At 47.5% G+C, this 25704-nt stretch carries 25 protein-coding genes, 4 pseudogenes and 1 riboswitch; of the genes and pseudogenes, 22 read left to right on the top strand and 7 right to left on the bottom strand.

Going from position 1 to position 25704, the window contains the following annotated elements:
• Positions 1-31 precede the first annotated feature (31 nt).
• The 3 genes from RE628_RS23610 to nagZ all read left to right on the top strand — a co-directional run bounded on the left by RE628_RS23610 (position 32) and on the right by nagZ (position 2505).
• Positions 32-301, top strand: coding sequence for a rhodanese-like domain-containing protein (locus RE628_RS23610; RefSeq protein WP_309155519.1), 270 nt, complete (start codon positions 32-34; stop codon positions 299-301).
• On the top strand, positions 294-1040 hold the full coding sequence (locus RE628_RS23605; protein WP_309155517.1) for a tRNA 2-selenouridine synthase: 747 nt from the start codon (positions 294-296) through the stop codon (positions 1038-1040). Before RE628_RS23610 ends, RE628_RS23605 begins: the two co-directional genes overlap by 8 nt.
• Before the next feature lie 157 nt (positions 1041-1197).
• A complete protein-coding gene (gene nagZ / locus RE628_RS23600) occupies positions 1198-2505 on the top strand; it encodes a beta-N-acetylhexosaminidase (RefSeq protein WP_309155515.1) in 1308 nt (435 codons plus the stop codon).
• On the opposite strand, the pseudogene RE628_RS23595 reads toward nagZ, so the two are convergent.
• Positions 2497-2843: pseudogene (locus tag RE628_RS23595) on the bottom strand (MGMT family protein). The gene nagZ and the pseudogene RE628_RS23595 sit on opposite strands and share 9 nt — an antisense overlap.
• 63 nt (positions 2844-2906) lie before the next feature.
• Between RE628_RS23595 and RE628_RS23590 the strand changes: the two are divergent.
• The 3 genes from RE628_RS23590 (at position 2907) to RE628_RS23580 (ending at position 4912) form a co-directional block, all read left to right on the top strand.
• Positions 2907-3464 (top strand): GNAT family N-acetyltransferase, encoded by a 558-nt coding sequence (locus RE628_RS23590; RefSeq protein WP_309155513.1) that lies wholly within the window; start codon positions 2907-2909, stop codon positions 3462-3464.
• Positions 3465-3600: 136 nt separating this feature from the next.
• Positions 3601-4440 carry a DUF1361 domain-containing protein gene (locus tag RE628_RS23585; protein ID WP_309155511.1) on the top strand — a complete coding sequence of 280 codons (840 nt, stop codon included), beginning with the start codon at positions 3601-3603 and terminating at the stop codon, positions 4438-4440.
• Entirely contained in the window at positions 4400-4912 is a 513-nt protein-coding gene (locus tag RE628_RS23580) for a GNAT family N-acetyltransferase (RefSeq protein WP_309155509.1), read from the top strand. Before RE628_RS23585 ends, RE628_RS23580 begins: the two co-directional genes overlap by 41 nt.
• A gap of 277 nt (positions 4913-5189) precedes the next feature.
• Here the strand turns inward: RE628_RS23580 and RE628_RS23575 are convergent, their stop codons facing one another.
• Together RE628_RS23575 and RE628_RS23570 are read right to left on the bottom strand one after the other, a co-directional pair.
• Positions 5190-5999 (bottom strand): histidinol-phosphatase, encoded by an 810-nt coding sequence (locus RE628_RS23575; RefSeq protein WP_309155506.1) that lies wholly within the window; start codon positions 5997-5999, stop codon positions 5190-5192.
• 38 nt (positions 6000-6037) lie between these two features.
• Positions 6038-6940 (bottom strand): LysR family transcriptional regulator, encoded by a 903-nt coding sequence (locus RE628_RS23570; protein ID WP_309155504.1) that lies wholly within the window; start codon positions 6938-6940, stop codon positions 6038-6040.
• A 266-nt stretch (positions 6941-7206) separates the two neighbouring features.
• Between RE628_RS23570 and RE628_RS23565 the strand changes: the two genes are divergently transcribed.
• The 5 genes and pseudogenes from RE628_RS23565 (at position 7207) to RE628_RS23545 (ending at position 12086) form a co-directional block, all read left to right on the top strand.
• Positions 7207-7662, top strand: a complete 456-nt coding sequence (locus RE628_RS23565; RefSeq protein ID WP_309155501.1) for a chemotaxis protein CheX — start codon at positions 7207-7209, stop codon at positions 7660-7662.
• Positions 7663-7705: 43 nt separating this feature from the next.
• Entirely contained in the window at positions 7706-8482 is a 777-nt protein-coding gene (locus RE628_RS23560) for an SDR family NAD(P)-dependent oxidoreductase (RefSeq protein WP_309155498.1), read from the top strand.
• Positions 8483-8711: 229 nt separating this feature from the next.
• Positions 8712-10095, top strand: a pseudogene (locus tag RE628_RS23555) (DEAD/DEAH box helicase).
• Positions 10096-10122: 27 nt separating this feature from the next.
• Positions 10123-10868 (top strand): annotated as a pseudogene (locus tag RE628_RS23550) (ABC transporter ATP-binding protein).
• A gap of 3 nt (positions 10869-10871) precedes the next feature.
• Positions 10872-12086 carry an ABC transporter permease gene (locus RE628_RS23545; RefSeq protein ID WP_309155496.1) on the top strand — a complete coding sequence of 405 codons (1215 nt, stop codon included), beginning with the start codon at positions 10872-10874 and terminating at the stop codon, positions 12084-12086.
• A gap of 122 nt (positions 12087-12208) precedes the next feature.
• Here the strand turns inward: RE628_RS23545 and RE628_RS23540 are convergent, their stop codons facing one another.
• Complete coding sequence (locus tag RE628_RS23540; RefSeq protein ID WP_309155494.1) at positions 12209-12322, bottom strand: sporulation protein YjcZ; 114 nt, start codon at positions 12320-12322, stop codon at positions 12209-12211.
• Between the two features lie 108 nt (positions 12323-12430).
• Entirely contained in the window at positions 12431-13720 is a 1290-nt protein-coding gene (locus RE628_RS23535) for an aminotransferase class I/II-fold pyridoxal phosphate-dependent enzyme (protein WP_309159546.1), read from the bottom strand.
• A gap of 370 nt (positions 13721-14090) precedes the next feature.
• Here RE628_RS23535 and RE628_RS23530 point away from each other — a divergent pair, with 370 nt between their 5' ends.
• Entirely contained in the window at positions 14091-14876 is a 786-nt protein-coding gene (locus tag RE628_RS23530) for an AraC family transcriptional regulator (RefSeq protein ID WP_309155492.1), read from the top strand.
• A 58-nt stretch (positions 14877-14934) separates the two neighbouring features.
• Here the strand turns inward: RE628_RS23530 and asd are convergent, their stop codons facing one another.
• On the bottom strand, positions 14935-15735 hold the full coding sequence (gene asd / locus RE628_RS23525) for an archaetidylserine decarboxylase (protein WP_309155490.1): 801 nt from the start codon (positions 15733-15735) through the stop codon (positions 14935-14937).
• A gap of 153 nt (positions 15736-15888) precedes the next feature.
• Positions 15889-16000, top strand: a riboswitch (TPP riboswitch).
• Positions 16001-16127: 127 nt separating this feature from the next.
• Here asd and RE628_RS23520 point away from each other — a divergent pair.
• From RE628_RS23520 to RE628_RS23510, 3 genes are all read left to right on the top strand, one after another.
• Positions 16128-16733: an ECF transporter S component gene (locus RE628_RS23520; RefSeq protein WP_309155487.1), complete on the top strand. Its 606-nt coding sequence runs from the start codon at positions 16128-16130 to the stop codon at positions 16731-16733.
• Positions 16734-16821: 88 nt separating this feature from the next.
• Entirely contained in the window at positions 16822-18327 is a 1506-nt protein-coding gene (locus tag RE628_RS23515; RefSeq protein WP_309159545.1) for an ABC transporter ATP-binding protein, read from the top strand.
• A gap of 139 nt (positions 18328-18466) precedes the next feature.
• Positions 18467-19129 (top strand): energy-coupling factor transporter transmembrane component T family protein, encoded by a 663-nt coding sequence (locus RE628_RS23510; RefSeq protein WP_309155484.1) that lies wholly within the window; start codon positions 18467-18469, stop codon positions 19127-19129.
• Between the two features lie 188 nt (positions 19130-19317).
• Here RE628_RS23510 and RE628_RS23505 read toward each other — a convergent pair whose 3' ends face one another.
• Complete coding sequence (locus RE628_RS23505; RefSeq protein WP_309155481.1) at positions 19318-20439, bottom strand: YheC/YheD family endospore coat-associated protein; 1122 nt, start codon at positions 20437-20439, stop codon at positions 19318-19320.
• Between the two features lie 341 nt (positions 20440-20780).
• Between RE628_RS23505 and RE628_RS23500 the strand changes: the two genes are divergently transcribed.
• The 7 genes and pseudogenes from RE628_RS23500 (at position 20781) to RE628_RS23470 (ending at position 25581) form a co-directional block, all read left to right on the top strand.
• Complete coding sequence (locus RE628_RS23500) at positions 20781-20906, top strand: hypothetical protein (protein ID WP_309155479.1); 126 nt, start codon at positions 20781-20783, stop codon at positions 20904-20906.
• Entirely contained in the window at positions 20899-21969 is a 1071-nt protein-coding gene (locus tag RE628_RS23495; protein ID WP_309155476.1) for a glycosyltransferase family 4 protein, read from the top strand. Before RE628_RS23500 ends, RE628_RS23495 begins: the two co-directional genes overlap by 8 nt.
• Positions 21970-22109: 140 nt before the next feature.
• On the top strand, positions 22110-22724 hold the full coding sequence (locus tag RE628_RS23490) for a glycosyltransferase family 2 protein (RefSeq protein ID WP_309155474.1): 615 nt from the start codon (positions 22110-22112) through the stop codon (positions 22722-22724).
• 214 nt (positions 22725-22938) lie between these two features.
• Entirely contained in the window at positions 22939-23355 is a 417-nt protein-coding gene (locus RE628_RS23485; RefSeq protein ID WP_309155471.1) for a hypothetical protein, read from the top strand.
• A 5-nt stretch (positions 23356-23360) separates the two neighbouring features.
• Positions 23361-24050, top strand: coding sequence for a glycosyltransferase (locus tag RE628_RS23480; RefSeq protein ID WP_309159544.1), 690 nt, complete (start codon positions 23361-23363; stop codon positions 24048-24050).
• Positions 24047-24793: a glycosyltransferase family 2 protein gene (locus RE628_RS23475; RefSeq protein ID WP_309155468.1), complete on the top strand. Its 747-nt coding sequence runs from the start codon at positions 24047-24049 to the stop codon at positions 24791-24793. Before RE628_RS23480 ends, RE628_RS23475 begins: the two co-directional genes overlap by 4 nt.
• 61 nt (positions 24794-24854) lie before the next feature.
• Positions 24855-25581, top strand: a pseudogene (locus RE628_RS23470) (sugar phosphate nucleotidyltransferase).
• Positions 25582-25704: the final 123 nt, after the last annotated feature.

Genomic DNA, 25704 nt, shown 5'->3' with positions numbered 1-25704 from the left:
GATTAATGTTTCAGGATCTTAGCATTACGGAGTGGTTAGAGAAAAAGACAAGGGTATGACGATGATCGACGTCCGTTCTCCCTCAGAATATGCCGAATCGACGATTCCAGGCAGTGTTAATATTCCCTTGTTTGATGATCAGGAACGGGCCGAGATAGGAACGTTATATAAAAGGGTAAGCGTTGATGCTGCCAAAGAACGGGGCTTGGAGATTGTGTCTGCCAAGCTTCCCAGTTTATCCGTCAATTTGCCGATATACAAGGACCCAAGTCCGTGTTCTGTTGGCGGGGGGCATGCGTAGCAAGACGACAGCGACATTATTGTCTCTGATGGATATTCATGTCTATCGACTAGCTGGAGGCTACCAGGAATATAGGAAATGGGTCGTCGCGACATTAGAGAACATGGTCATGGAATTTAAACCAAATGCTCTAGTTATTCACGGGAATACTGGAAATGGGAAGACGGTTATTTTACGTAATTTGCAGGCCAAGGGCTATCCGGTGGTTGATCTGGAGGGAATGGCCGGTCATCGTGGTTCGGCCTTCGGGCATATTGGACTGCAAGCAAATAATCAGAGGATGTTCGATTCCTTGCTTCTGGATGAGCTACTACGTCAGCAACAGAGTGACTATATCATGCTGGAGGCAGAGAGCAAGCGAATCGGTAAAATTTGCGTGCCTGACTTCATCTTGTCTAAGAAGAATTATGGACGACATGTTAAGTTGGAGCTACCACTCGAAGTCCGCGTGCAAAATATTTTGAATGACTATGAGCCTTGGAAGTATCCACAGGATTGTATCGCTGATTTTCAGAAAATACGCTCGAAGATTCATGTACCTATTGCTGCAGAAATTGCTGACTGCTTAGAGCAAGGGGAATATGCGCGAGCTGTGGAATTGCTGCTACTTCATTATTATGACAAACGATACGCCTACTCGGAGCAGAATTATGTGGACAGTGATTTTATAACGATTACTGCGAGTTCTATGGAAGAAGCGGAGAAGCAGATAGAGCAGCTCCTGCATGAGTGGTATTAGTAAGAGGTAAATTGGATAAGGGGAGACATTGTTCAGTAGGATGTCTCCTTTTCTATTCAAGGCGTCTGGAAAAATAAAGAAAACACAGCTACAATGAAAGGGATCGGCTCATTTGTAAAGGGTCATTACAAGGTATCATTTACTGGAGGCATAAGGAATGAGAGAACGAGTTCTTTTTCGATATGTATGTATTCCCCTGTTTGCAGCTGTATTAATAGTCGCGGGTTGCAGTAGTGGTAGCGGTGGTTCGAACTCTGGTCATAACGATCATGGTGGAAACACGTCATCTGAGACAGATGGAAACTTGACGGGCAAGCAGAATGGTGAAGGGAATCACCAGCCATCTCCATCGCCCGAGCCTGCAGATCCGGTGCAGGTGAAGCTGGATTCGCTTAGTACGTCCGAGAAGATTGGACAATTGTTCATCGTTGGCATGGACGGGACTACGAGCAATGACAGTATTCGGGAACTGCTGCAACAGCAGCATGTTGGAGGGGTTATTTTCTATAAGAATAATATAGAGAATACGAAACAAGCTTTATCCCTGTTCAACCAGCTCAAGCAGGAGAATAAAGATAATCCGGTTCCGTTATTCCTCAGCGTCGATGAGGAGGGAGGACGGGTCTCCCGAATGCCTGTCGAATATACCAGGCTGCCAGCTGCAGCGAAGATCGGCGCGGTAGGAGATGCAAAGGCGGCGGAAGAACTGGGAGATATTATAGGCACGGAATTGGCTGGATTCGGATTAAATCTGGATTTTGCTCCTGTGCTAGACGTCAATAGCAATCCCGATAATCCGGTGATCGGCGACCGCTCGTACAGCTCATCAGCCCAGGCGGTCACTGAGATGGGGCTTGCAGAGATGAAGGGGCTGAGTGGGCGAGGGGTGATCCCTGTCGTCAAGCATTTCCCGGGACATGGAGATACTTCCGTTGATTCACACCTGGGACTTCCAGTCGTTGAGCATGACATGGAACGACTGCGCAAGCTGGAGCTCGTTCCCTTTCAGGCAGCGATTGAGGCTGATGCTGACGTTGTGATGGTTGCTCATCTGCTGATACCGCATCTCGATCCGGATCATCCAGCATCGTTCTCCAAGGCGGTAATTCAAGAACTGCTACGCGATGAACTTGGCTTCGACGGGGTCGTTATTTCAGACGATATGACGATGGGAGCTATTTCTGAGCATTATACAATAGAAGATGCCGCCGTTCAGTTCGTTCTGGCAGGCGGAAATATCTTGCTGATCGGACACGAGTTCGAGAAGGAGAAGGCAGCCATTCAAGCAATTACCGCTGCTGTAGAGCAGGGAACGATCCCGATGGACGTACTCAATGATCGTGTGTACAAGGTGCTTGAGCTGAAGGAGAAATATAAGTTGACCGATGACCTGGCGAAAGGGCCGGATATCAAACAGATCAACAAGCGTATCCAACAATTTTTGACTGAATATAAATTAAAGTAGTTCTTGTTGAGGGCTGTTTTGTACGGATGATGGAGAGGGTTGATGCATGTATTGCTCTAAATCGATCCCTCCTTTAAGCCCGATGTATACGCCCTCTGCCTCCAGAAGCATTCTCTGAAGCGAAGCGCCCTCATCATCCTGAAGGGCAATTTCTCCCGTGAGTTCACCACTCTGTGCCAGGGAAGCTGATATTTGCGGCTCATGGAATGAAGAATACGTACGACCTGTCTGGCCGCGCGAGGGCTTCCGGCCTCTTTGGCGATCTGACCGTAGGTCATTACCTTCCCTTTCGGAATGGATGAAATAATATGAATAACCTGTACAGTAAACGGCTGCATACAAGAGCGCTCCTTTATCGATTCGAATCTGATCAAAGTTATTGAACTGGAAATGTGAGGTTAATGATGAAATCTATACTTTATACAGATCGTCTGATCTTGAGAATGCTGGATGACCAGGATAGTGCTGCTGTAACCCGTTATATTCAGGATAACCGTGTATCCTTGGCCGAATGGGAGCCGTACCGAACAGAGGATTACTATTCAGAATTGTATCAAAAAGAGCAGCTTAGACAAAGCATAATGATGAGTTACCGGGGTGAGATGTGCAAGTGGTGGATATCTCGTAAAGATCAGCCAGAGCGGATTATCGGTTCTATTTCGCTAAGCAATATCGCAAGAGGGGCTTTCCAATCCTGTCATTTGGGATACGGACTGGATGGACAAGAGCGTGATCAGGGATTCATGACGGAGGCGCTACAGCGGGTTGTGGAATATGCCTTTGGAGAGCTAGGCTTGCATAGAATCGAAGCGAATATTATGCCAAGGAATGGCGCGTCTTTGAAGGTTGTAGAAAAGCTCGGCTTCTATCATGAAGGATTGGCGTATAAGTATTTAAAGATCAATGGTGTATGGGAGGATCATATTCATATGGTATTGCGCAATGAGGAGAAGGAATAAATAGAAGGGCTGACCTTGCAAATTATCGATTGTCACATATATCTGATCTGCGCCGTAACTATCCGTTACCCCGATACGTATATGAGATACAGAATCTGAACATGCTTCGTTAGTAGGCCGAGAGGAGGAGAATGCCTTGCAACAGCGATTCAAGGAATTGGGTTATCCGATGAAGCTCATTATCTATATCATGCTATTCATCGCAACTATTATCGGAATGAGATATGTAGCGGAGACTAGATTACCGGACGGAGGCAGACCTCCTTATTTATTTTTGATCTGGAACACATTTCTCGCCTGGATTCCGCTTGGACTTGCGGTAGTTCTGGATCTGGTCAGCCTGTTTGAATCTCGTTCCTTAAGAAGAAGCTTATATTTGATAGTTGGTATGTTATGGCTGTTCTTCTATCCGAATGCAGCTTATCTGATTACTGACATGCTGCATCCTTTTGTACGTTATCCGACACAATCATCACGCTTTTGGGAGGATATTTCCTTCTGGAATCATTTGAATACGGTATTCTTTACGGCCATTATTGGTCTGGCACTAGGCTCGCTGGCGCTCGCTTCGGTGCATCAATTGGTACGGAGAGCGTACGGCAGCTTCATCGGTTGGGGTTTTGCTATTGTCGTTTTGTTACTTAGCAGCTTCGGGATTTATCTAGGTCGTTTCATTCGCTGGAATAGTTGGGATATTCTGCGTAGCCCGATGACTGTACTGCGGGAGACGGTGAAGTATTTTTTGCAAATCGATAATTTACGACATGCGATAGGCTTCTGCAAATGGATTTTTTTGATTACTGCCTTTTGTTATTTGTTGCTCTATTTATTTGGGAGACTCGGGAGCAGTATGGCTGCCATTGAAAGGGAGCGAGAACGTGGATATGAAGCAGCGGCTAAGCATAAAGCAACAACTGAAGAAGGAGTTTCCTGTATTGGAGACCAAACGGTTGCTGCTGCGAAGAATAGAGTCTGAGGATAGTGAGTTATTATTTCAATATGTGACAGATCCTAGGATCGAGCGGCATATGTCTTTTCAATCGGATACCTTGCTTTTTCCGAAGCGTCTATATCGCTATTTTGAAGAGACTTATAGAAGTTTGCATGATTTGCATTTCGCGGTGATCTGGAAAGAGACAGGGGAGGTCATTGGCATCTGCTCCCTCCAACAGTGGTCAGAAATGAGCGGCAAAGCGCGGCTAGGGTATTTGATTTCGCCTTCCTTCTGGAACTTGGGGTTAGCGACTGAAGCTGCTGGGTTGGTACTGTGCTATGGTACTGATGTGCTTGGACTGAATGAGGTTGAGGCACGATGTGGGGTAGACAATCCTGCTTCCGAACGGGTGCTGCAGAAGCTGGGCTTATCCTTTCAGGGGTATGCGGACAACAGCGTAGGCTATCGTGATCATGCATACAGCCGATTGAAAGTGTACTCGCTAAGATTATAAGAGGTGTTCATAAGGTTCTCTTTTAATCTTAAAGTGATTTGTTACACAAATGAAATATTACTGTGATCGAACCCTAACAGTCAGGGGGTACACTTAATACATGACCCCCTTTTGAATATATTTGAATCCGGAATCCGGCGTGAATGCGCGGGTTCCCTTTTTTTGTCTATTTGAGCATGTACGTGAGCATCGGAAGACCCGGGTGAGTTCAAGATTCGATGCCGAGTCCGCTTCTCGAGTGACTTCAGTGATCAAAAGTGGATTTTAGAACTTCCTCTTAAAGAGGTACAATTACCTTTTGTTTGTTTTTGAAGTATACCCAATGATCAAATCCAATCTCACGCAGTCGGGTGGCTACGGCGTCCCATTCATCCCCGACCCGGGATGGAGTATGGGCGTCCGATCCGAAGGTAACTTCAACTCCATAGTGGAGTGCCCGCTCAAGGATGGAATCGGAAGGATACCAGCCTCCAGACAGCTTTGTCTTGCCGGAGGTGTTGATCTCAATTGCAATTTCGTGATTGGCGATCACCTGTAGTGTCTCATCGATCGCAGCTGTAGCGGGGATATCCGAGAAGGCGGGATAGTTTCCCTTCATGGCATCGATGTGACCGAGAATCTGGAACATCCCGGAGCGTGCCGAATCGCGAATTAATTCATAGTATGCTTCTTTGTCAGCAATTTTCTGTTCAGGACTAAGTCCTTTCCAGCGGTTCTTATTGAAGATGCTAACACCCTTGACGCTATGCACAGAGCCAATTACGTAATCGAACGGATACTGGCTGAGGATATCTCTATAAATCTCGACGTGTTCTGGAAAATAATCTGATTCGATACCGAGCAGGACATTGATCTTTCCTGCATACTTCTGCTTCAGGGACAGTACTTCCTCGACATAACCTGCAAATGCAGATTTGGCCATTGCAATGCGTGGCTGAGCTTGATCCTCTTCACTCCCAAAGTAAGGGGTATGATCGCTGATGCCAATGACGGACAATCCGGCGGCGATTCCCGCTTCAATATAATCAGAGATGTTGCCGTCGGCATGACCACAACGGAGATGATGAGTATGAAGATCAAATTTCATATTAAGGACTCCTTTCTTAGCTGTCTTAAGGTTTGAGATTATTCTGAGCTAATAAAATGGGTCTCCGGCATCCCTTTCAAATCGCCAAGGAATTGCTGCATCGCGGAGTTAATATATCTGCTGGACTTATAGATGACGCCGACTGGATGGGTGACCTTCAGTTCAGGAATAGGGATGGTCTTCAAGGTTCCCTGGCGAAGCTCACGCAAAATGGACTGTTTGGAAATGATAGCGGCTCCCAGATTAATTTCGATCATTCGCTTTACTTCCTCACTGCTGGAGAGTTCCATGACGATATGGGGTTCGATGCCATGCTGCTTAAAGAGAGTGTCAACGAACATTCTTCCAACGGTATCCGGGGAGAGCATGATCAGTGGAACATCCTTCAACGCGTCTAGTGTAGGCGAAGCCGTATTGGCCAAGGGGTGAAGTGGAGATACAGCCAGTTCAAACGTATCGTAGTATAGCACTGAGGATAATACATGGGGATTATTCTCAATCAGGTAGCCTATACCGATATCCACCAATCCTTGCTCCACGTTCTGATAAATAAGCGACGAGGGCATAGATTGAATGGTCGTCTTGATTAGTGGGAATTGATCTTGGAAATAGGATAGAATCCGTGGCAGTATTTGAATGGCGATAGAGGTCGTCGTGCCAAGCACAATATGCCCTTGCGGCGTATGCTCCATATCGGATAGCTTCTGCTTCAGTTCTTCGACGATATCGAGAATTTGCTCCGCCTTTTCCAGAAATACTTGACCGCGGTCCGTTAGTGTTACTGGTTGGTTGCGGTCGACTAGGACGGTTTTGAATTCATCTTCCAAGCTTTTGATTTGCGCTGAGACGGCAGGCTGGGTCAAGTTCAGCAGTTCTCCCGCTTTGCGGAAGCTTTTCGTTTTGGAAATGGTGATTAGTGTCTCCAGTTGACTGATATTCATCCCATGTCCTCCTTTCTTCCACCGTACTCCTTAGGTCCGCCGAGTGCGGTCATAAATCTTATTATATTTATTTTAATAATTATAGGTGATTTTTATAGTGCAAGGCAATGACATGGTGTCCGTCACGATATCACATGACAAAGTTCTAGTTCATTCAGCATAAATCAATTTATAATGACTTATATCTGGGAATAAAGTATAATATATTCTAATCAAATTACGGGACTTTAGTATCGATTAACTTTCTGTGAAAAGGGGACCAAATAGTGAAAGCGGAAATGATAAATCCTTTTCTTGAGTCAGCTCGGTCAGTGATTGAACAAGTAGTACAGGTTTGCCCTTCTACCGGCAATTTAGGGATTAAGGATGTAGTTCCGGCCCAGGATCATATTTGGATTCAGATTGATATGAGTGGTCATTTTAGCGGTATGGTCGTCTTTGGTTTGCAAGAGAACGTAGCCTTACGGATTGTATCGGCGATGATGGGCGGGTTCGTGTTGACGGAAATGGATGAGATGGGGCAGAGTGCCATCTCTGAGCTTGGAAATATGATCAGTGGCAACGCGAGTACGATTTTATCAAATCAGGGGATTATCGTGGATATCACTCCGCCTCGCATCATCAAGACGGGGCAGAACGACCTACCCACACGTAAGGCGTTATGCATTCCGTTGTTAATGGAAGGGATTGGCGAACTCGACATTCAAGTCATGGTTTCATAAGAAGAAGTCCCTGGCTTATAATAGAGGCTAGGAGTTGAATATCATGACGCTGAATAATAAAGTGATCGTTGTAACAGGGGCCTCTAGTGGTATCGGTGCATTGACGGCGCAGATGTTGTCGGAGCAGGGAGCAACGGTCGTGATCGCTGCAAGATCATTACATAAATTACAAAGTGTAAGCTCCGGAATGATGGGGCCTTGCAGGATGCTTGAGCTTGATGTAGGGGAAGATGAATCGGTTCAGGCCGCTTTTGACCAAGTAAAGAAGGAGTTTGGGCATATTGATTGCCTGATCAATAATGCCGGCTACGGGAAGTTCGAAAATTGTGAGGACATGCCTGTAAATGAATTTGCGGAAATGATGAATGTGAACTATATGGGGATCGTACGCTGTACCAAAGCGGTGCTTCCACATATGAAGAAATCGGGAAGCGGGATCATCGTGAATGTGGCTTCGATGGCTGGAAAGCTTGGAACGTCGAAATCAACAGCCTATTCGGCAACAAAACATGCGGTGCTGGGCTTCAGTAACTCACTGCGTCAGGAGCTTCGCGATTACGGGATTCAGGTCACGACGATTAATCCGGGCCCGATTGATACGCCGTTCTTCAATATTGCTGATCCAGATGGTCATTACGTGAACAATGTGAAGTGGTTCATGATGAAGCCAGAACGGGTCGCCAAAGCTATTGTATCCGCTATTGAGAAGGGCAAACCTGAAGTGAATCTGCCAAGGATAGCTGCTGTAGGAATCAAGCTGTATCAGATGTTTCCGAGGCTTGCAGACCGCTTGAGTTACCGTATGCTGAATAAGAAATAAGTAGCATTACAGCCGGCTGGCAGCAGCCGGCTTTGTATCTTTTATTGATGATTTGTTGTGTCCTACCATTATCGCATATAATGGAAATAATGATTTGGTTAGAGGAAGCCCATTTCGGCTTACATAGCGATTTCCAGTCCCGTTATAGAGTATCGGATGCTGGAAGCAATAGCTTTGGTGCTGAAGACTGACCTTTTTGAACACGTACTTTAAGATAAGGATGAATAAAATGTCTAATACAACTTTTGCAGGTCTTGGAATCGGAGAAATACTCGCAGGGAAGCTGGCTGACTATGGAATCCATCAGCCGACTCCAGTACAGGAGGAATGCATTCCGGCTGCTCTGGCCGGCCGTGATGTGCTGGCCCAGTCCCAGACGGAACCGGTAAGACCTTGGCTTATCTACTACCGATACTGGAGAAGATGACTCCTGATAAATCACTTCAGGGTCTTATTCTTGCACCTACTCAAGAACTAGCGATGCAGATTCATCGCGAAGCAGAGAAATATGGGGAAGCACTGGGATTACCGTCCAGGCTCTGATTGGCGGCGCGGCGATTAAGCGGCAGCTGGAACGGCTGCGTCTACATCCGCAGCTTGTCGTCGGCACTCCAGGACGAATCCGTGAGATCGTCGAAATGAAGAAGCTTAAGCTTCATACATTGCGGACGGTCGTCGTTGATGAGGTCGATCAGATGTTCAAGCTTGGCGGGACGGCGGATGTCGAGCGGATTCTACGCGGTACGCTTCGTGAACGTCAGCTGATGTTCCTGTCTGCAACGATTGACGAGCATATACGCGCTCTGGCGGGCCGGGAGATGAAGGAGCCCGTCGAGATAGGAATCGAGCCTGAGCAGCGGACATCCCGTAGCTTGGAGCATATTTACTTCAAGTGTGAAGAACGTAATAAGATCGATATGCTACGCCGGATAGTACGTCATTTTAATCCTGAGCGAGCGATTGTATTTATCAACAATACGACCGATATCGCCGAAATTGAGGCGAAGATGAACTACGTCGGCCTGAGTGCAGGAGCGCTCTATGGCGATGCGGACAAGACCGTGCGTAGCGTAACGCTTCGCCGATTCAGGGAAGGCAAGATACGCTTGCTCGTTGCCAGTGATGTTGCTGCACGAGGTCTAGATGTTGAGAATCTGACACTGGTCGTCAACCTCGATCCGCCTATTGATGCAGAGCATTACGTTCATCGCGTTGGTCGTACCGGACGCATGGGGCGCTACGGTCTGGCTGTCTCACTGATTTCGCCCAAGGAAGAATTCATTATGCGCAAGTTCTCGCGTGAGTTAGGCATCGAGATAACACCGCGCAATTTATATAAGGGAGAGGTTCGTGAAGGAGATGCGCTTCCGGCAACGAGAAGCAATGCGTCTTCGGGAAGAACCGCAGCTAAAGGGAGAGAACGGGATACTGAATCAGCTCGTATCTCGGAGTCTGGACAATCGAGACGACCAATCAAGGACAAGGAGACAAACAAAGCCGGGAATCGGGTAAATAAGTCGGCTCCTGCACCTTCCCGTAAAAAGGCCCGTGATCAAGACCGGAAGAATAAAGGGGCTCCAAAATGGCTGAAGGACAAGCAAAATAATCAATAATCCGTGAAAGTAAAGGGGGATTCATCGATGAGTGAGACACCCGTATTGCAAGTGGAGGAACTAAGTGGCGGATATAGTATAGGACGTCCTGTATTGCATGACGTTCAGTTTAATGTGAATAAAGGCGAGATGGTCGGTTTAATCGGTCTGAATGGTGCAGGCAAGAGCACGACGATGAAACATATTCTTGGCCTCATGTCGCCACAACGTGGCGGAATCACGGTTCAAGGCAAGAGCCGGGAGGAAGATCCAGAAGCGTACCAATCCTCACTTGCCTTTGTACCGGAATCTCCGTTACTGTACGAGGAGCTGACAGTGCGTGAGCATCTTGAATTCGCAGCGAGAGCATACAATGTTGCGAAGGAAGACTATGAGGAGAGAACTGCAAGGCTGCTGAAGCTCTTCAATATGGAGGAGAAGGCGGACAGCTTGTCCATGCATTTGTCCAAAGGGATGAAGCAGAAGGTTATGATCATGTGCGCCTTCGTCGCCAGACCACCGCTCTATATTATTGATGAGCCTTTCCTGGGATTGGACCCGTTAGGTATTCGCTCCTTGCTGGACTTCATGATGGAGATGAGGGCCCAAGGTTCATCGATTCTACTCAGTTCGCACATTTTGTCCACGATAGAGAACTATTGCGACCGCTTCATTGTACTGCACCGGGGGAGGTCATTGCTCAGGGGACGCTTACTGAGATTGCTGAGCAGGCCAAACTGCCAGGAGCAGCGCTAGAAGACATTTTCTATTCTTTAGTTAAAGGCGGAGATTAGAAAATGGAACTTCAGGAGCTGCGCCGGAAGCGCAAATCTTCCTTTTGGAGCAAGGTATTCCCGTTCGTGCCCTATGTCATTCAGAGCGGGGTAGCCGTTCTGTTCTTACTACTGTTGATCGCCTTCGCGGCCTGGTATAGCAATTTTCTGCAAAATATCCCGCCAGGACTGCCCGTCCTGTGGATTATGCTGCTCCTGCTCGGTCCGATGACAGTCTATTCGGGATTCCGAACCTATATGCAGGCAGCCGATATTATCTTCCTTCTGCCGAGGGAAGCTAGCATGAAGCAATATTTGTCTCCGGCCTATCGTAGCGGGGTTATTTACAAACTGGTCGGTCTATATATTATATTAGTGCTTGTTTGGCCGCTGTACATCCGTAGTGGGGTGGATACCAAACCGCTCTGGATGGTCTTGCTCGTCCTGCTACTGCTTAAGGTGCTTAGCGCCTATGGCTCGTGGCAGGAGCTTAGAATTACAACAGCCCGGGCCAGAATGGGGTATCGCCTGCTTCGCTGGTGCGTCATTTTGCTTATGCTGGCCGCTTGGTTATGGCAGCCCGCATGGAAAAGCCTTATCTTTATGCTACTAGTCAGCGTTAATTATGTATTGGCATTGCGCTTCCCGATGAAGCATGCGGTGGCATGGGACAATCTGATTGAAGCGGAGAAGACAGGAGCGGCCAAAGTGATGATGTTGCTGGGCTGGTTCGTTGAGGTGCCTGCTGACGGGCAGAAGGTGATTCGCAGACGCTGGCTGTCCGCGGTAGGTAGCAGTATTCCTTGGCAGCGTTCTACTGCATACAGGTTCTTAATTACGAAGACGTTTATACGCAGTGAACTACTGGGGATTGTAACAAGATTGACATTACTGGGGATGGTGCTTACCGGCTGGAACGGTGCAAGCTGGCTTGGGATCGGTCTTTATCTGTTCTTTACTTTTCTGATCGCTACTCAGCTTACATCTTTGCATCAAATCCATGCTGATTCCCCGGCTGCAGCCTTCTATCCGCTTCCAATCGGGGCTCATAAGACAGCGGCAATTCGTCTCGCATCGCGCTTACTTCTGGCTTTGACGATTCTGATGTGGATACCTTTAGCGATTGCGTCGTGGATGGATAATTTGACATGGGTCTTGGTCAGCCTTGTGATCGCTGTACTTATGGTGCTTGGTTTAAGATCTACATGGGTTAAGAGATGGAAGGACGAAGACGAATAATATAAGGAAGTTCCAACCTTCTCGGTGCTGAAAATCGGACTTTTTGAACGTGGATTAAAAGAACAACAGGCCAGCGGCTTACGCCGCTGGCCTGTTGAAATTAGCTTGAAGGAATTTTCTAATTACATGAATGTACGGCTAACAATGACAAGCAGGATAAAGAGTACAAGAATAACTCCAGTACTGGTCCACATACCTCCGTATCCGCCTCTTTCTTCTTCGATAACTCCGCCCATGTACTATTCCCCTTTCTGATTAAGAAGATTATTTATACAATGGTATGGTATGACAATAGCCGGGGATGTGCTTGGGCGAATGTATCGGTTGTCTCTTGAAAAATGTACTTACGCCTGTAGGTCCAGAACACCTTGATAGATCAGATTGAACAAATCCTCGAGATTCTCCTCGGCGATACAGGAGAATGCGATGCGCAGATCGGTATCGCCAAGTGCGATTGTGCCTACGCCATACTCACTAATTAGATGCTGACGCAGTGCTTCGGCATTCACTGTTTTCAGCTTGAGACACATAAAGTAACCGGAGTTGAATGGATAGTAGTCCCATACATCTCCGTAGTCTCCACTATCGAGCAGCATTTTCACCTTATTAGCGCGTCTCTTCATGATTTGGAATTTCTCTGCCTTCTGCGCGTGGAAATCAGGGGATTTGAGCGCTTGAAGGATGAAGGTTTGCGAAGGATGCGACCCGCTGGAGATCGTGGCACGAATAATGCCTGTCGTTTTTTGCTCCAGTGCAGCAAGAACATCGGCATTATCATTCGCATAAGTAATGAAGCCGACTCTGAAGCCCCATACATACTCTTCTTTCGTTGCTCCGTCCACTTTGATTGGAAGAATTCGCGGGTGGAGACCAGCAAGCTTGCCGAACAATGATTCTGTCATCGATTCTTCGAAGAATAGACCGAAATAGGCGTCGTCCGTGACGGCAACGACATTGATGCCAGCTTCAGCGGCTTCTTGGATCGCAGATACGATCTTTTGACCTTCCTTAGCGCCCGGAGTATAGCCTGTCGGATTGTTCGGGAAGTTGAGGATTACGATCGCCTTGCCTTTGTCTCGTTGCGACAGCAGGGCCTCGCGAAGACCAGCACTGTTGAACTTCATATCTTCAGTGAAGAGGGGATAATTGATAATCTGGGCATGACGGCGGATGCCGAAGGTTAACTCATAGTTCTCCCAATTTTTATCTGGATATATGACGGCGTCGCCCTCATCCACGAACAGATCGGCAACTACACTTAGGCCATGCGTCAGCGCATTCGTAACAATCGGGCTGCTGAAGTTTTTACCGTCCAGCGTAGGATTCTCTTCGATCATCTTCTCACGCCATAGTTTCCGTAATTCCGGTTTGCCTGCAGGTGGTGCATAAGGGTACAAATCCTGCGGTTTATAGGCAGATAGGGTGTCTTGAATAGCGGCAAGATGCATAGGGATACCATTCTCGGTTGCGATACCTATCGTGGCATTATACTTCTTAGCCCCTGCGGATGCTTCAGCGGATTGGCTCAGGATCCCTTCCTTCGGGAAGAAAATCTCCTTACCCAGCGTAGATAACATGTCGTAAGCATAGCCTTGCTGCAAGGTCTGGTTCAACTGCTCTGCAAGTGGATTCAGGCTCATTCTCGTTCCATCCTTCCGATTATTTATTTTATTGTCTCTATAGTTAAGAAGTTCAAAAGGTCGATTTTCAGCACCGAGATGGTTGGATAAAGCTAGGGTCTGAGGAGCGGAGCGTACGTAGTTTGTACGTGAGCACCGGAAGACCCGGTTGAATTCAAGATTCGATGTCGAGTTAACCTCTTGTTTCACTTCGTGATCAAAAGCGACTGTTTTAGACTGCCTTACATTATAACATTTACAACATAAGCCGTCACGATGATTTCCTTCTATTCCTTAGGGTGAATAGAACAGTCACAAAAGATTTTCAACAGGGATGAAAATGAGTATAATACTGACAAGCAAAAACTATGGGGGAGGGAAGGACATGCTTCACGTTTCACCATCATCTTTTATACTGAAGCCGGCATTTGCCAAAATTGTATGCGAACCAAACTGGAAATGGCGTAAGCGAGATAAAGCGCTGGAGAACTATGATTTGTTCTATGTGTGGAGCGGGGAAGGGAACGTTGTCCTGAACAACCAGTCTATTCAGGTAAGTAAAGGAAGTTGCTTCCTGTTCCGCAAAGGCGATCATCCGACAGCTACACATAACCCACAACGCCCGCTAGTACTTACATATATACATTTTGACATTGATGAACCCGTTATGGAGGTTCCTAAATCTTACCGAATGCTGGATAATACACTCGATTTCGAATATATGCTGTCTCGCTATGTACGCTTGTTCCTTGTGGATGCATACGGAGCTGAGGAGGAGGCCCGCCTGATCCTGAAGCAACTACTCATCTATTTATTGCGCGAGGAACGCGAAGTGCCCCGGGAGAAGAAAGTTAGCAATCAGCTGGTTGAGGTCGTTCGTGAAGTGGCCAATTATGTTCTGCAGCATCCTGGACTGCCTCATAAGGTCGAGGATCTGTCCGCACGGGCCGGATTGTCAGCACGCTACTTCTCGAATAAATTCAAGGAGATTATCGGAACGTCGGTACAGTCCTATATCATAAAATGCAGGATTGACCGTGCCCAGCATCTGCTGCTGCATGCAGGTATGAATGTAACCGAGGTGGCTGATGCGCTTGGGTATAGGGACATCTTTTTCTTCAGTCGCCAATTCAAGCAGTATACGGGGAAGAATCCTTCTGAAATAAGGTGATCCGGGAGGATCAAACAAGAAATAACCTGAGCTGCACTCAGGTTATTTCTTGTTTATATTATTGCTGATTTGGTACAGAATTGTGGAACTGTCCGAGTAGGGTACCGACTTTGACTTTACTTCCAACTCCCAGGTCGGACATTGGCCCAAAATTGTCCTGCATCAGAAGAACTACAGTGGAACCGAATTCGAAATAGGCCAACTCGTCGCCACGCTCCCACTCTTTGGCGTTGTTGTCAACGTATTTGATGCTGCTAACATTCATTGCTCCGACTTTAACGACGGCAGTCTCTCCATATTCATGGGAAATATATGTGATGAGTCGCTCATTGCGGCTGAGTACAGAACGCATATTTGTCATGCCAAAGTCGTTCACGGGATATACTCTTCCCGGAATATGCTCGCTCTCCAGCATGCGTCCGCTAACAGGCGCATGTATGCGATGGTAGTCGGTCGGGCTGAGGTAGAGCACGATAGCATAGCCATTGCGGAAAGCCTCGCTTCTCGGCGAGTGGTTAAGCAATTCATCTATGGAATAGTCCTGTCCTTTTACATTCAAAATTGTACTGGATTTGATCTTCCCCATGGCAGTAATAAGCGCATCAACTGGGCTTACCACACCACCTGGTTCCTGACAAATCGGGCGCATCCCTTGCTTAAGCCTACGCGTAAAGAATTCATTCAAAGTGTGATATTCTTTGAGTTCTTTCTCCGCTTCATCCAGGGTAATTCCATAAGCTTTAGCAAAGCGTGGTATGACGAACCTACTCCATTTGGAATGAGAAAAGCGGCCAGTGAGCCGACAAATCGATTTCCGTGAGGAGAGCTCTGTCATCCATATCATCCATTTGGTAGCCAATTATTATTTCCTCCCATAGGTGAAGAGCAGTTGGAACTGCCGTAATCTACTTCCGCTATCTTGACATAGAATAAGAGTGAAAGCAATAAATATGAAAATATTGTAATTGATACTTGCGCACTTGGAAACATGTGGTGTATTGTAATGTTAATTGCATAGGGATACGGGGGCTTGAGTGAATCAGGCTGAGATGGCAGTATACTCCGCTGCAGACCGTTAATCTGATCTGGATAATGCCAGCGTAGAGAATCTATCGTCCTGTTCATGCTTGTTCTGTGGACTCTTCATGTCTACATTCTAGGACTATACAACCGACTGAGCTTATTCAGCCGGTTTTTTGTTGTTCTCTAGACGGAATATCCCGCAATAAATTCATTAAGGAGTGATAAGAAATGAAAGAAGTTATTTTGCAAAAGGGAAAAAGAGGACTGAAGCTTAGCGATCTTCTGGTAACGGTGCTCATCTCGGTCATTCTCGGAGTCGTATATCATTTGTGGAGCTCGGTATATGGTCTTTTATCTCCGCTATTCTTTCAGGCGGATGAACTGGTCTACGGTATGTGGTTCATCGCCTCGACGCTAGTATTTCTATTGATCCGCAAGCCGGGTGTAGCGCTGATTGCCGAAGTCGCAGCCGCTCATGTGGAGATCCTATTCGGCAGCGCCTGGGGAATTCAGTTGCTTGTCTACAGTCTGCTTCAGGGTCTGGCTGCAGAGCTCGTATTTGCCGCATTTCGCTATCGTAATTTCTCCGCCCCAGTCGCCAGTCTGGCAGGTCTTGCCGCTTCTATTGGTTCGTTGATTCCGGATATATTCTATGGATATGTTGGAGATTATGCACCGTGGATGTTCATCGCCAAATATTCGATGCGTGCGGTCAGCTCGGTCGTAATCGCTGGCTTCCTAGCCCACAGCTTGGCAAAAGCAGTTGAGCGAACAGGGGTAACCAATCTACTTCGTCCTGTTGAATCCAAAGATCTGGCGGCGTTGGATGATTAATGATGAACACATCTTATATAAATATGATTGCAGAGTCTGATATTGAGGTCGCTGAGCAAGCGGCTGTGGTACCGATATCATTTTGGGGGTGCAAGACCTTCGGCTGAAGTTCCCAGGAGAAGCTGATTTTGTATTCAAGGACTTGTCCTTCTCAGCCCGGCGTGGTGAGAAGGTGCTGCTGCTCGGGCCAAGTGGCAGTGGCAAGTCCACTTTACTCCAAGTGCTGGGTGGAATTATACCTGAAATGGTCGAAGTGCCGATGCGATTCAAGGAGAGGATCGTGCCCAAATCGCGAGGAGTGTTGTTCCAGGACCCGGATACGCAGTTCTGCATGCCTTACATCGATGAAGAGCTGGCCTTCGTACTGGAGAATCTATGTATACCTAGGGAAGACATGGAGACGCGAATGAGGCAGGCTCTGGATCAGGTTGGTCTGTTCTTCGAGGATCTTCATGTTCCGATTAATACGCTATCACAGGGAATGAAGCAGCGACTGGCGCTCGCTTCGGTGCTTCTTGCCGATCCTGAAGTTCTGTTCCTAGATGAGCCTTCTGCATTGCTTGATCCCGAAGGTCGCAAGCAGATCTGGGAGGCGATTCATTCTATAGCCGAAGGGCGAACTCTAGTCATTGTCGAGCATCGGATTGAAGAAATGATCGGGCTCGTGGACAATGTAGTCCTGTTTGGTCCAGATGGGCAAATTCTCGGGCAGGCTCCTCCAGTGAAGCTATTTGCCTCATTCTGTGAACAATTAGAGCAATTCGGAATCTGGTACCCTGGGGTATGGGAGGTGTTCTTCATGTCCCGGAACGGGAAGAGACTTCTGAGTCCTACTATTGATGCCCCACTTTCTTCATTTGCAGATCCGCTGATTGAGTTGAAGCATTTCCACGGTTACAGGCAGCGGAAAGCTGTGATTGAGGTGGACCAAGCCGAGATATATCCGGGAGACTTCATCGTAATTACAGGGCCAAATGGCGCCGGGAAGAGTTCATTATTGCTCAGTTTGATGGGACTCTTGCCTACAGATGGAACCTACAGGCTGCAAGGGATTGATATGAGCGGAGCCAAGGCGAAACAGAGGCGAACCGAGAGAGCTGCTCGGAAGATCGGCTTTGTATTTCAGAATCCGGAGCTGCAGTTCGTGGCTGATCAAGTGAGTGAGGAAATTGCCTTCTCCTTGTATGAAGAAGGGTATGACAAAGGTAACATTTCATCCTTAGTGAAGCAGGCGATAAAGCAGTTCGGATTAGAGGGAATGGAGCACCGTCATCCCTATCAGCTTTCGCTTGGACAGAAGCGACGTCTGAGCGTGGCAGGAGCGACAGTGTTGAATAAACCGGTGCTGCTGCTTGATGAACCTACTTTCGGACAGGATGCTGTAAGCACCTTTGCTATTTTAGGCTTGTGTGAGGAACTGCGAAGGCAGGGAATTGCGATTGTAATGGTTACGCATGAGGAGAAGCTAGCTGACACGATAGCGACTTCGGAATGGAGAGTCGAGAATGGGCGACTCGTTGATAGTAGGCTGACCAAGCGAGGAGAGACAATGGCTAACCGGAGATGTAGTGATAGGAGCGTGGCCAGAGCATGAACGATTTATTAGTTCCGAATCGTGTGAATACATTTCATCGTGCGAATCCGGTCGCTAAGCTGATTTGCATGATTTCGCTATTTATGCTGACGCTTTTCACGCACGGCTAGATTTTATCTTTTACCAGATGACTTGCTTTTTGCTATTGCTAGTATTCTTCAGCGGACATAGATTGTGGAAAATATCAATTATTATGCTCCCGTTTCTAATCGTCTTTCTGGCCTCATCCTCAACAATGATTTTGTTTGGTAAGGGAGATATGATCTGGTGGTCATGGGGGCTGATTCGAATTTCGCAGGAGAGTTTCTATCGAGGCATACACATCGGATTCAAGGCAGTGACGTTTGCCTCGGAAGGTTTGTTGTTTGTACTGACAACACCGTCGGTTGCTCTGTTCTATGCCTTGATGCAGAAGGCTAAGCTACCGCCTAAATTCGCTTACAGCTTTATGGCTTCGATCAGGCTGCTGCCGATGATCTGGGAGGAGCTGCAGATTCGCCGTAACGCCTTGAAAATCCGTGGAGCCAGCTCATCACGGGGAGGGATGAAGTGGATTGGTAATCTTAAACTATATATTGTTCCGCTTCTAGTCCAAGGAATTAGGAGGGCCCACCGAGTAGCAGTTGCCATGGAGACGAAGGCATTTGATGGAAAGGGAAGGAGAAGCTACTATTATCCCTCGGAGTATTCGAGAAATGATGTCTGGGTTATTCTCTTGCTGTGTTCGGTCGTTGGAGCTGCGCTACTATTATCGATTCTGTTGCCACCATTCGGGGTAGCCGATGTAAGATACCACTTATGAATAAATCGTAAAAAGGCATGTCAAATCGTGTTTGACATGCCTTTTTGTGGTGCTCAAGTTCGAATTTCACTTATAGTGCGAGTTTAAAAAGTCAGACTTTCAGACCGAGAAGGTTGGAGAAGCTACAGTGTTACTTCGTGATCAAAAGGGGGCTTTTTAAACAACCTCTTATACAGCATTCGCTACGCTTAAAGCAGATCCATGTCACTATCTTCGCTTACTGTCAATTTCTGATGGTTCAATAAATACCTCGCGTAAGCCATTGGAGTTCGATAAGTATCCTTCCAGATATTTGTCATTCCTGCTTTGCGAAATCCGTAGCGTTGATCACGTCCGTTGCATTCTATAAAGAAAGGGTGCCCGTTATCAGTAAGTCCAATGTCTAGTCCAATGTCAGCTAACATCGGCAAATTTGCGGATAGCTCTGAAGCGATAGTTAAGGATAGAGATTTAACATGAGCCAAGATGCCGGCGACGAGAGGCGCAGATAGCAGATTGTTCAGTAGCGTAGGAGCTTGGTATGCCGTCCCTCCCTTGGCAATATTAGATATGAAGCTGTCTGAGGGGGCAACCTTAGCGTACAGACCGGTAACATTCCAAGATCCGTTAATCCCTTTCTGTACAGTCACCCGGAGATCTAGTGGCCTGTCATTGTACTCCAGTAGGGGAATCCGCTCTTGTAGGAAATAAGGTGTGCGGGCAAGCAAGTTTCCGAGCCATAGTGGTAAATTTCTCGGATATAACTGCGCTATGATCCAGCTTTTTTTGCGTACGGAATAATGGATGGTTTCCCAGCCTTTGTTTCCTTTTCGCAATCGGATGATACCATGGCCTACTGATCCGCGTACTGGCTTGAGAATAAGATCGGAATACTGCTCCATCATTTGCTGCAGTCCGGAGGATGTTGCCGAGACAGAGACTGGTAAGTAACTGCGAAGATACTTATTATCCCACAGCATTTTATGGATGAGATCCTTCCGATATCGATTGTTGGCATTAAACATAATTGTTCCCTGTGATATAAGCTGAAGGACATTACTGTGGGCGGCCGGATCTGTGTAAAGAGCCCGGTTATGGATAACCTTTGGAATAGTAATGATAGCTTTGGCATATTCCCGGCCATTGTACATATAGGCGATGCATTTCCCTTGTTTCAGATCAATATCGCCCAAGCGGAGGAAGCAGGGAATGAGATCGAATTCCTCAGCGACTTCTTCGTAGTTATTTATCGATTCTTGACCAGTACGTCTTGTGGGAATACCACGATACATATTGGAATTAAGTAAAATACCAATTTGGTCTGGTCCCATGGTGTCCCTCCTTCCTACTGAGGCTTCTTTTACACTCTATGTTGGCCTGACCCAAAAGCGTGGACGACTGTTCTGTGGTAACAGCCTCTTTTATAATCACTCTCGATATGCACGTTTTGCAGGTTATTGTCGTATATTTATCTATTATAATGAGTGTTCAAAAAGTCCAGTTTTCAGCACCGAGAAGGTTGGATAAAGCTAGGGACTGAGGAGCGCAACGTAGGCAAAACCTACGTGAGCACCGGAAGGCCCGGCTGAATTCAAGATTCGATGTCGAATCGCTCTCAGTGTTACTTCGTGATCAAAAGTGGACTTGAAGAGATTTATGCGGAGGGCTGGAAATGAATAGTATAGTCACGGCAGAACGGGAACATAAGTCTGTGCTGGAGCGGCACAAGGTAGCGGTGATTACTCCCGGTTCCTTCATCATCCCATCAGGCAGGAGCAGTTCGGTAGAGAGTGATTGAGAAGGTAGTACCGCTAGCATCCGATCAATTGAAAATTCGCATATTTGGGCTGTCTGATAGTAAGCTCCCGAATATAGGCATGGTAGGGCATATTCCGTGCTACCGCATGCCAGGTGGGCGCCGTTATTTACAATCGATCCTGCAGCACCTCCGTAAATGGCGTCCGGATACCGTAGATGTGCATAACCGCCCTAGATTGGCTTATCAAATCAAGAGCAAGCTCCCGTTCACCCGTGTTCTGTTGACACTCCATTCGACAACATTTATAAGTACGACCTATAGCCCATTGGCCGAGACTTCTCGTTGGATGAATGAGGTAGATGGCATTGTCGTGAATAGCAAATACTTGCGCTCAGAGCTGTTGTTTCGATTCCCGGACTTGCAGGTTCCGATTCTAGTAAACCCATTAGGGGTAAGCCTAGAGGATTTCATACCTCGCTGGACTCCGCTAGGTGAATCGCTCCGCCTTGCCAGACTGGCTGATTTCGGTTGGGAGAACCGCAAGGTTGTTCTATATGTAGGCAGGCTACTGCCGGCTAAAGGTGTTCATCATATATTGAATGCTTGGCCAGCGATTCAGAAGCGAGTACCAGATGCAATGCTGGTTATTGTAGGTAGTGCGTTTTATGGGATTCAGCGGGAGACGGCCTACGTCCGGGAGCTGAAGAAGCTGGCTGAACCGTATCGGGATCATATCGCCTTCCTGCCATATGTTGAATATCCTAGAGTTGCTGACTACTATAATTTGGCTGATGTCGTTGTCGTTCCCTCCGGTGAGGAAGAAGCTTTTGGTCTGGTCAATGTTGAAGCGATGGCCGCTGCAATACCGGTTGTTGCTACTAACACCGGAGGGATCCCCGAAGTTGTATCGGATGGGCAATCTGGATTACTACTGCCGCCGGGCTCCCTCCAGCATAGCATTGTTGAGTACGTATCTTATTTGCTTAGTAATGAAGAGGTATGCAGGGAAATGGGATGTACTGGGCGTGAACTTGCCCGCAGCAGATTCCGTTGGAAGCATACAGCGGAACGTTGGGGAGATTTAATGAAAGGTATTGAATAGACTTGCAAGAATAGGTGCGTAAGAAGCTTACGCACCTATTCTTTTGCATTTACATGAATGTACGTTTGCCGTTGCGTCATTTTTACACGAACATACACTGGTTTATATAGACTGGTACAACAAAACGGGGAGGTGCAGGCTTGATCAGAAGAAGGAAGAGAGGCTTGGGCTCAGGTACTAGAAAACAAGCTTCAAGGATACTGCCGAAGATCGTTAATCATTACGATCCAGTGGTTTCTATTATTATTCCGGCTATGAATGAAAGAGCAAGGTTGCCCTCCGTTCTGCGTGAAGCTGGCAAGGTTCATCCGAGAAGCGAGACGATCGTAGTAGCTAACGGATCTAATGACGGTACAGCTGAGATCGCCTCTGCACTTGGAGCGAGGGTTATTCACTTTACCGAGCCGCTTGGCCATGATGTTGGACGGCGGGTCGGAGCGGAAGTGGCCAGGGGGCAGGTTCTACTGTTTATGGATGCGGATATGGTCATTCCAGCCGCTGAGTTGAGACCTTTCGTCAAAGCCGTATTGTCTGGTGTAGACGTCGCCTTGAACGGATATTCTGGTCCGGTTGGTAGACAGACGGCTCATCCTGTCGTTGTCGCGAAGCATACGCTAAATGCTTGGCTGTCGCGACCTGATCTACATGGTGCCTCAATGACAGCAGTACCTCATGCACTCAGCCGACAGGCTCTTTCCGCTATAGGATCCAAGTTGCTAGAGATCCCCCGTTGGCCCACACCGCAGCTGCAGTGAAGGGGCTGAACATCCAAATAGTGAATACTGTCGCGGTAGGTAGCGCGAATCCTTCGCGCAGGAGGACAGGGGAAGGATCCGCTTACCTCGCTTATAGTCGGTGATCATCTAGATGCGGTTCATTGGTTGATTCAGGAACGCGGTCAACGCGGGGGCTACAGTGACTTGAACCGACAACGGGGCAAAGTGAGGTGATAGCATGCGGATACGAAGAATGAGAGTAGCAGCTTTTGCTGCTAGAACCCGACGGGACAATATAGTTAAGCGCAGCAGAAGAAAGAGGTATGTTGCCAGGCGGAAGAAACAGTTGTATTATCCAGGCGCCAATCGAATGGCCGCTCGGTCCTACAGTCCGAACGGTGGGATGGAGCGATTGGCGCTGAAGGGCGGAAGGTCGGCCGCTGCCGATGAAAGCAGTCGCTCCTGTGACCATATGCAGCAGAGCTTCAATACCTGGTATATGAAGCAAATAGCGGGAACCAGAATGGGGTATTCCTCGTTGCTCCGTATTTCTAGAGCGTTTGCGCATGGCTATGCAGATAGGGATAGCACGCTGAGCGGATACATTCCGCTTCCACTTGCAAAGACGGCTGGAGCTGTAGTTGTCGCCAGCAATGGAGAGAGACCTTGAATAAAGTGCTGACAGAGTTAATGCGCTTGCCATTCGGGGAGATTATCGTGGTACTAAATGGATGTAGCGATGGGAGCTTCACATCATTGAAGAATCACCCTAGCCTCATTAAGCTGAGCTTCCCGGAACGGTTGGGACATGATGTGGGTCGAGCTCTCGGCGCCATGGTAACGACCCAGGATACAGTCTTGTTCGTCGATGGGGACTTGCCGCTGCCTGCGGAGGATTTGGGGGCTTTTCTGCTAGCGATTGAGCAAGGGAGCGATGTTGCTCTCAATAATATTACACCGTTCTTGCCTGTATTCATGAGGCAGGACAACGTCACACATAGTAAGGTGTTTCTTAATATGTCGCTTGGACGTGCGGATTTATTAGCTAATTCGCTTACGGCAGTTCCACATGCTCTCTCCAGAAGAGCTATCGATACGTTAGGCCACGCTAGCCTGGTTGTACCTCCGAAGGCGCATGCACTAGCCCTAGTTAACGGACTTACTGTAACAGCTCCCTATTCGGTAAATGTGTTGAAGAACAACCGTATTCGCAGTACGAACACAGGTAAAGGCAATGTGATGAGCGGATTAATTATCGGTGATCATATAGAGGCGCTGGCAGAAGTGATGAAGATATATGGTCCTCGATTGAAGTTTACGAGGATGTCTCGCAGTGCGCTTGCGAAAGTGAGGAATGGGAGTTGAGCGAGTTCGGTTTGACCAGCATCATTATTCCAACATATAACGGCCTACATTTATTGATCCCATGTGTAGAGGCGATCCGCCGTTTCACAGAGGTTCCCTATGAGATCATTATTATGGATAACGGTTCGACCGACGGTACTGCGGAATACGGCTTACGTGAAGAACTTATTGTTATTTCATTGCCTGATAACGTGGGTTTTCCAGCTGCATGCAATCGGGGGCTAAGCATTGCATCGGGTCACCAGCTTCTACTGCTTAATAATGACGTAATTGTCTCGCCGCGATGGCTCAGCAATATGTTAACAACACTCTATAGTTCGGAGGACGTCGGAATGGTCGGACCTTTGACGAATTATTGCAGTGGAAGGCAGCAGGTGGATATTCATTGGAATGGACTTGCAGAGTATTACGAGTCTGCGGAGCAGTATAATCACTCTTCCCCTGAGCGGTGGCAAGAGGTACCGAGACTTGTCGGAATGTGCCTAATGCTTAAGCGAAAATTGTTCACTGAACTCGGTCCGCTCGATGAACGATTCTCACCGGGACACTATGAAGATGATGATTATTGCTATAGGGCTAGGCAATATGGATACCGCCTGCTTATTAGCGGGGATACGCTAATCTATCACGCCGGTAGCGCCAGCTTCAGACAGCGTCACCCCGAGGGATGGGATTTCTTGATCAAGCGGAACCGAGATTTGTTTATTGAGAAATGGGGCATAGACCCTTGGCAGTTTATTTAGCCCTACAACTGTCATTTTTTTGAACATGAACATATAGATGGTTTTTTTAGGGAGGGAGCTCATGAAAGGTGTGATTTTGGCAGGCGGGACCGGAACACGACTGTACCCGCTAACCCGATTAGTAAATAAGCACTTGCTTCCGGTCGGGCGATATCCTATGGTCTGCTATGGCATAGAACGCCTGCGCCAGGCTGGAATTATCGATATTCTCATGGTTATCGGCAAGCAGTCCGCAGGCCTCTTTGCTGATTTCTTTGGAAGCGGCGTAAACTTTGGGATTAAGCTGAACTTTCGGGTCCAGGAATCGGCCGGAGGAATCGCCGAAGCACTGGAATTGGCTGAAGGATTCATTGCTCCCGGGAGAAATTCGTCGTATTGCTTGGAGACAATTTGTTCCTTGATGATCTCACTCCATATGTTGAGAAGTTCGAGCAGCAACGCAGTGGTGCCAGGGTACTGCTCAAACCTGTAGATGATCCGAGACGTTATGGAGTTCCTGTCTTCGATCAGAATAAGCCTGGGCTTATTTCGTTTATTGAAGAGAAGCCGAAGCATCCGAAGTCGAGGTATTCGGTGACAGGAATTTATATGTATGACTATTCGGTATTCAGTATGATTAAGCACATCACACGTTCAGCCCGGGGGGAGTTGGAGATTACGGATGTGAATAGTCGTTATGCAGAGCAGGGTTCGCTGGAATACGACGTATTGAAGCTGTGGTGGGGGATGCAGGCACACCGGAATCTTTACGTGAAGCAGAAGTATATATGAGGGGTGTGCTGCCCTGATCCAAGGAGTGGAAGCGATTTGTAATCAAGCTTCCAATCGTAGTGATTTGCTGAAATAGTCCAACCCGCTTGGAGAGGAGAAAATATGATGTCGGTTAGAGGATATGAATCCCGAACAGCCGG

This window comes from Paenibacillus sp. D2_2 (genome assembly GCF_031199965.1).
In the GTDB taxonomy this organism is placed as follows: domain Bacteria; phylum Bacillota; class Bacilli; order Paenibacillales; family Paenibacillaceae; genus Fontibacillus.
The sequence above is the reverse complement of the archived record's forward strand: the minus strand, read 5'-3'. Positions and strand labels throughout refer to the sequence as shown.

What these genes read in the sequence shown, in the direction of transcription:
- RE628_RS23605 (WP_309155517.1), top strand. Translation starts at nt 294, where the DNA reads ATGCGTAGCAAGACGACAGCGACATTATTGTCTCTGATGGATATTCAT.
- nagZ (WP_309155515.1), top strand. Translation starts at nt 1,198, where the DNA reads ATGAGAGAACGAGTTCTTTTTCGATATGTATGTATTCCCCTGTTTGCA.
- RE628_RS23590 (WP_309155513.1), top strand. Translation starts at nt 2,907, where the DNA reads ATGATGAAATCTATACTTTATACAGATCGTCTGATCTTGAGAATGCTG.
- RE628_RS23575 (WP_309155506.1), bottom strand. Translation starts at nt 5,999, where the DNA reads ATGAAATTTGATCTTCATACTCATCATCTCCGTTGTGGTCATGCCGAC.
- RE628_RS23570 (WP_309155504.1), bottom strand. Translation starts at nt 6,940, where the DNA reads ATGAATATCAGTCAACTGGAGACACTAATCACCATTTCCAAAACGAAA.
- RE628_RS23560 (WP_309155498.1), top strand. Translation starts at nt 7,706, where the DNA reads ATGACGCTGAATAATAAAGTGATCGTTGTAACAGGGGCCTCTAGTGGT.
- RE628_RS23545 (WP_309155496.1), top strand. Translation starts at nt 10,872, where the DNA reads ATGGAACTTCAGGAGCTGCGCCGGAAGCGCAAATCTTCCTTTTGGAGC.
- RE628_RS23540 (WP_309155494.1), bottom strand. Translation starts at nt 12,322, where the DNA reads ATGGGCGGAGTTATCGAAGAAGAAAGAGGCGGATACGGAGGTATGTGG.
- RE628_RS23530 (WP_309155492.1), top strand. Translation starts at nt 14,091, where the DNA reads ATGCTTCACGTTTCACCATCATCTTTTATACTGAAGCCGGCATTTGCC.
- RE628_RS23520 (WP_309155487.1), top strand. Translation starts at nt 16,128, where the DNA reads ATGAAAGAAGTTATTTTGCAAAAGGGAAAAAGAGGACTGAAGCTTAGC.
- RE628_RS23505 (WP_309155481.1), bottom strand. Translation starts at nt 20,439, where the DNA reads ATGGGACCAGACCAAATTGGTATTTTACTTAATTCCAATATGTATCGT.
- RE628_RS23500 (WP_309155479.1), top strand. Translation starts at nt 20,781, where the DNA reads ATGAATAGTATAGTCACGGCAGAACGGGAACATAAGTCTGTGCTGGAG.
- RE628_RS23485 (WP_309155471.1), top strand. Translation starts at nt 22,939, where the DNA reads ATGAGAGTAGCAGCTTTTGCTGCTAGAACCCGACGGGACAATATAGTT.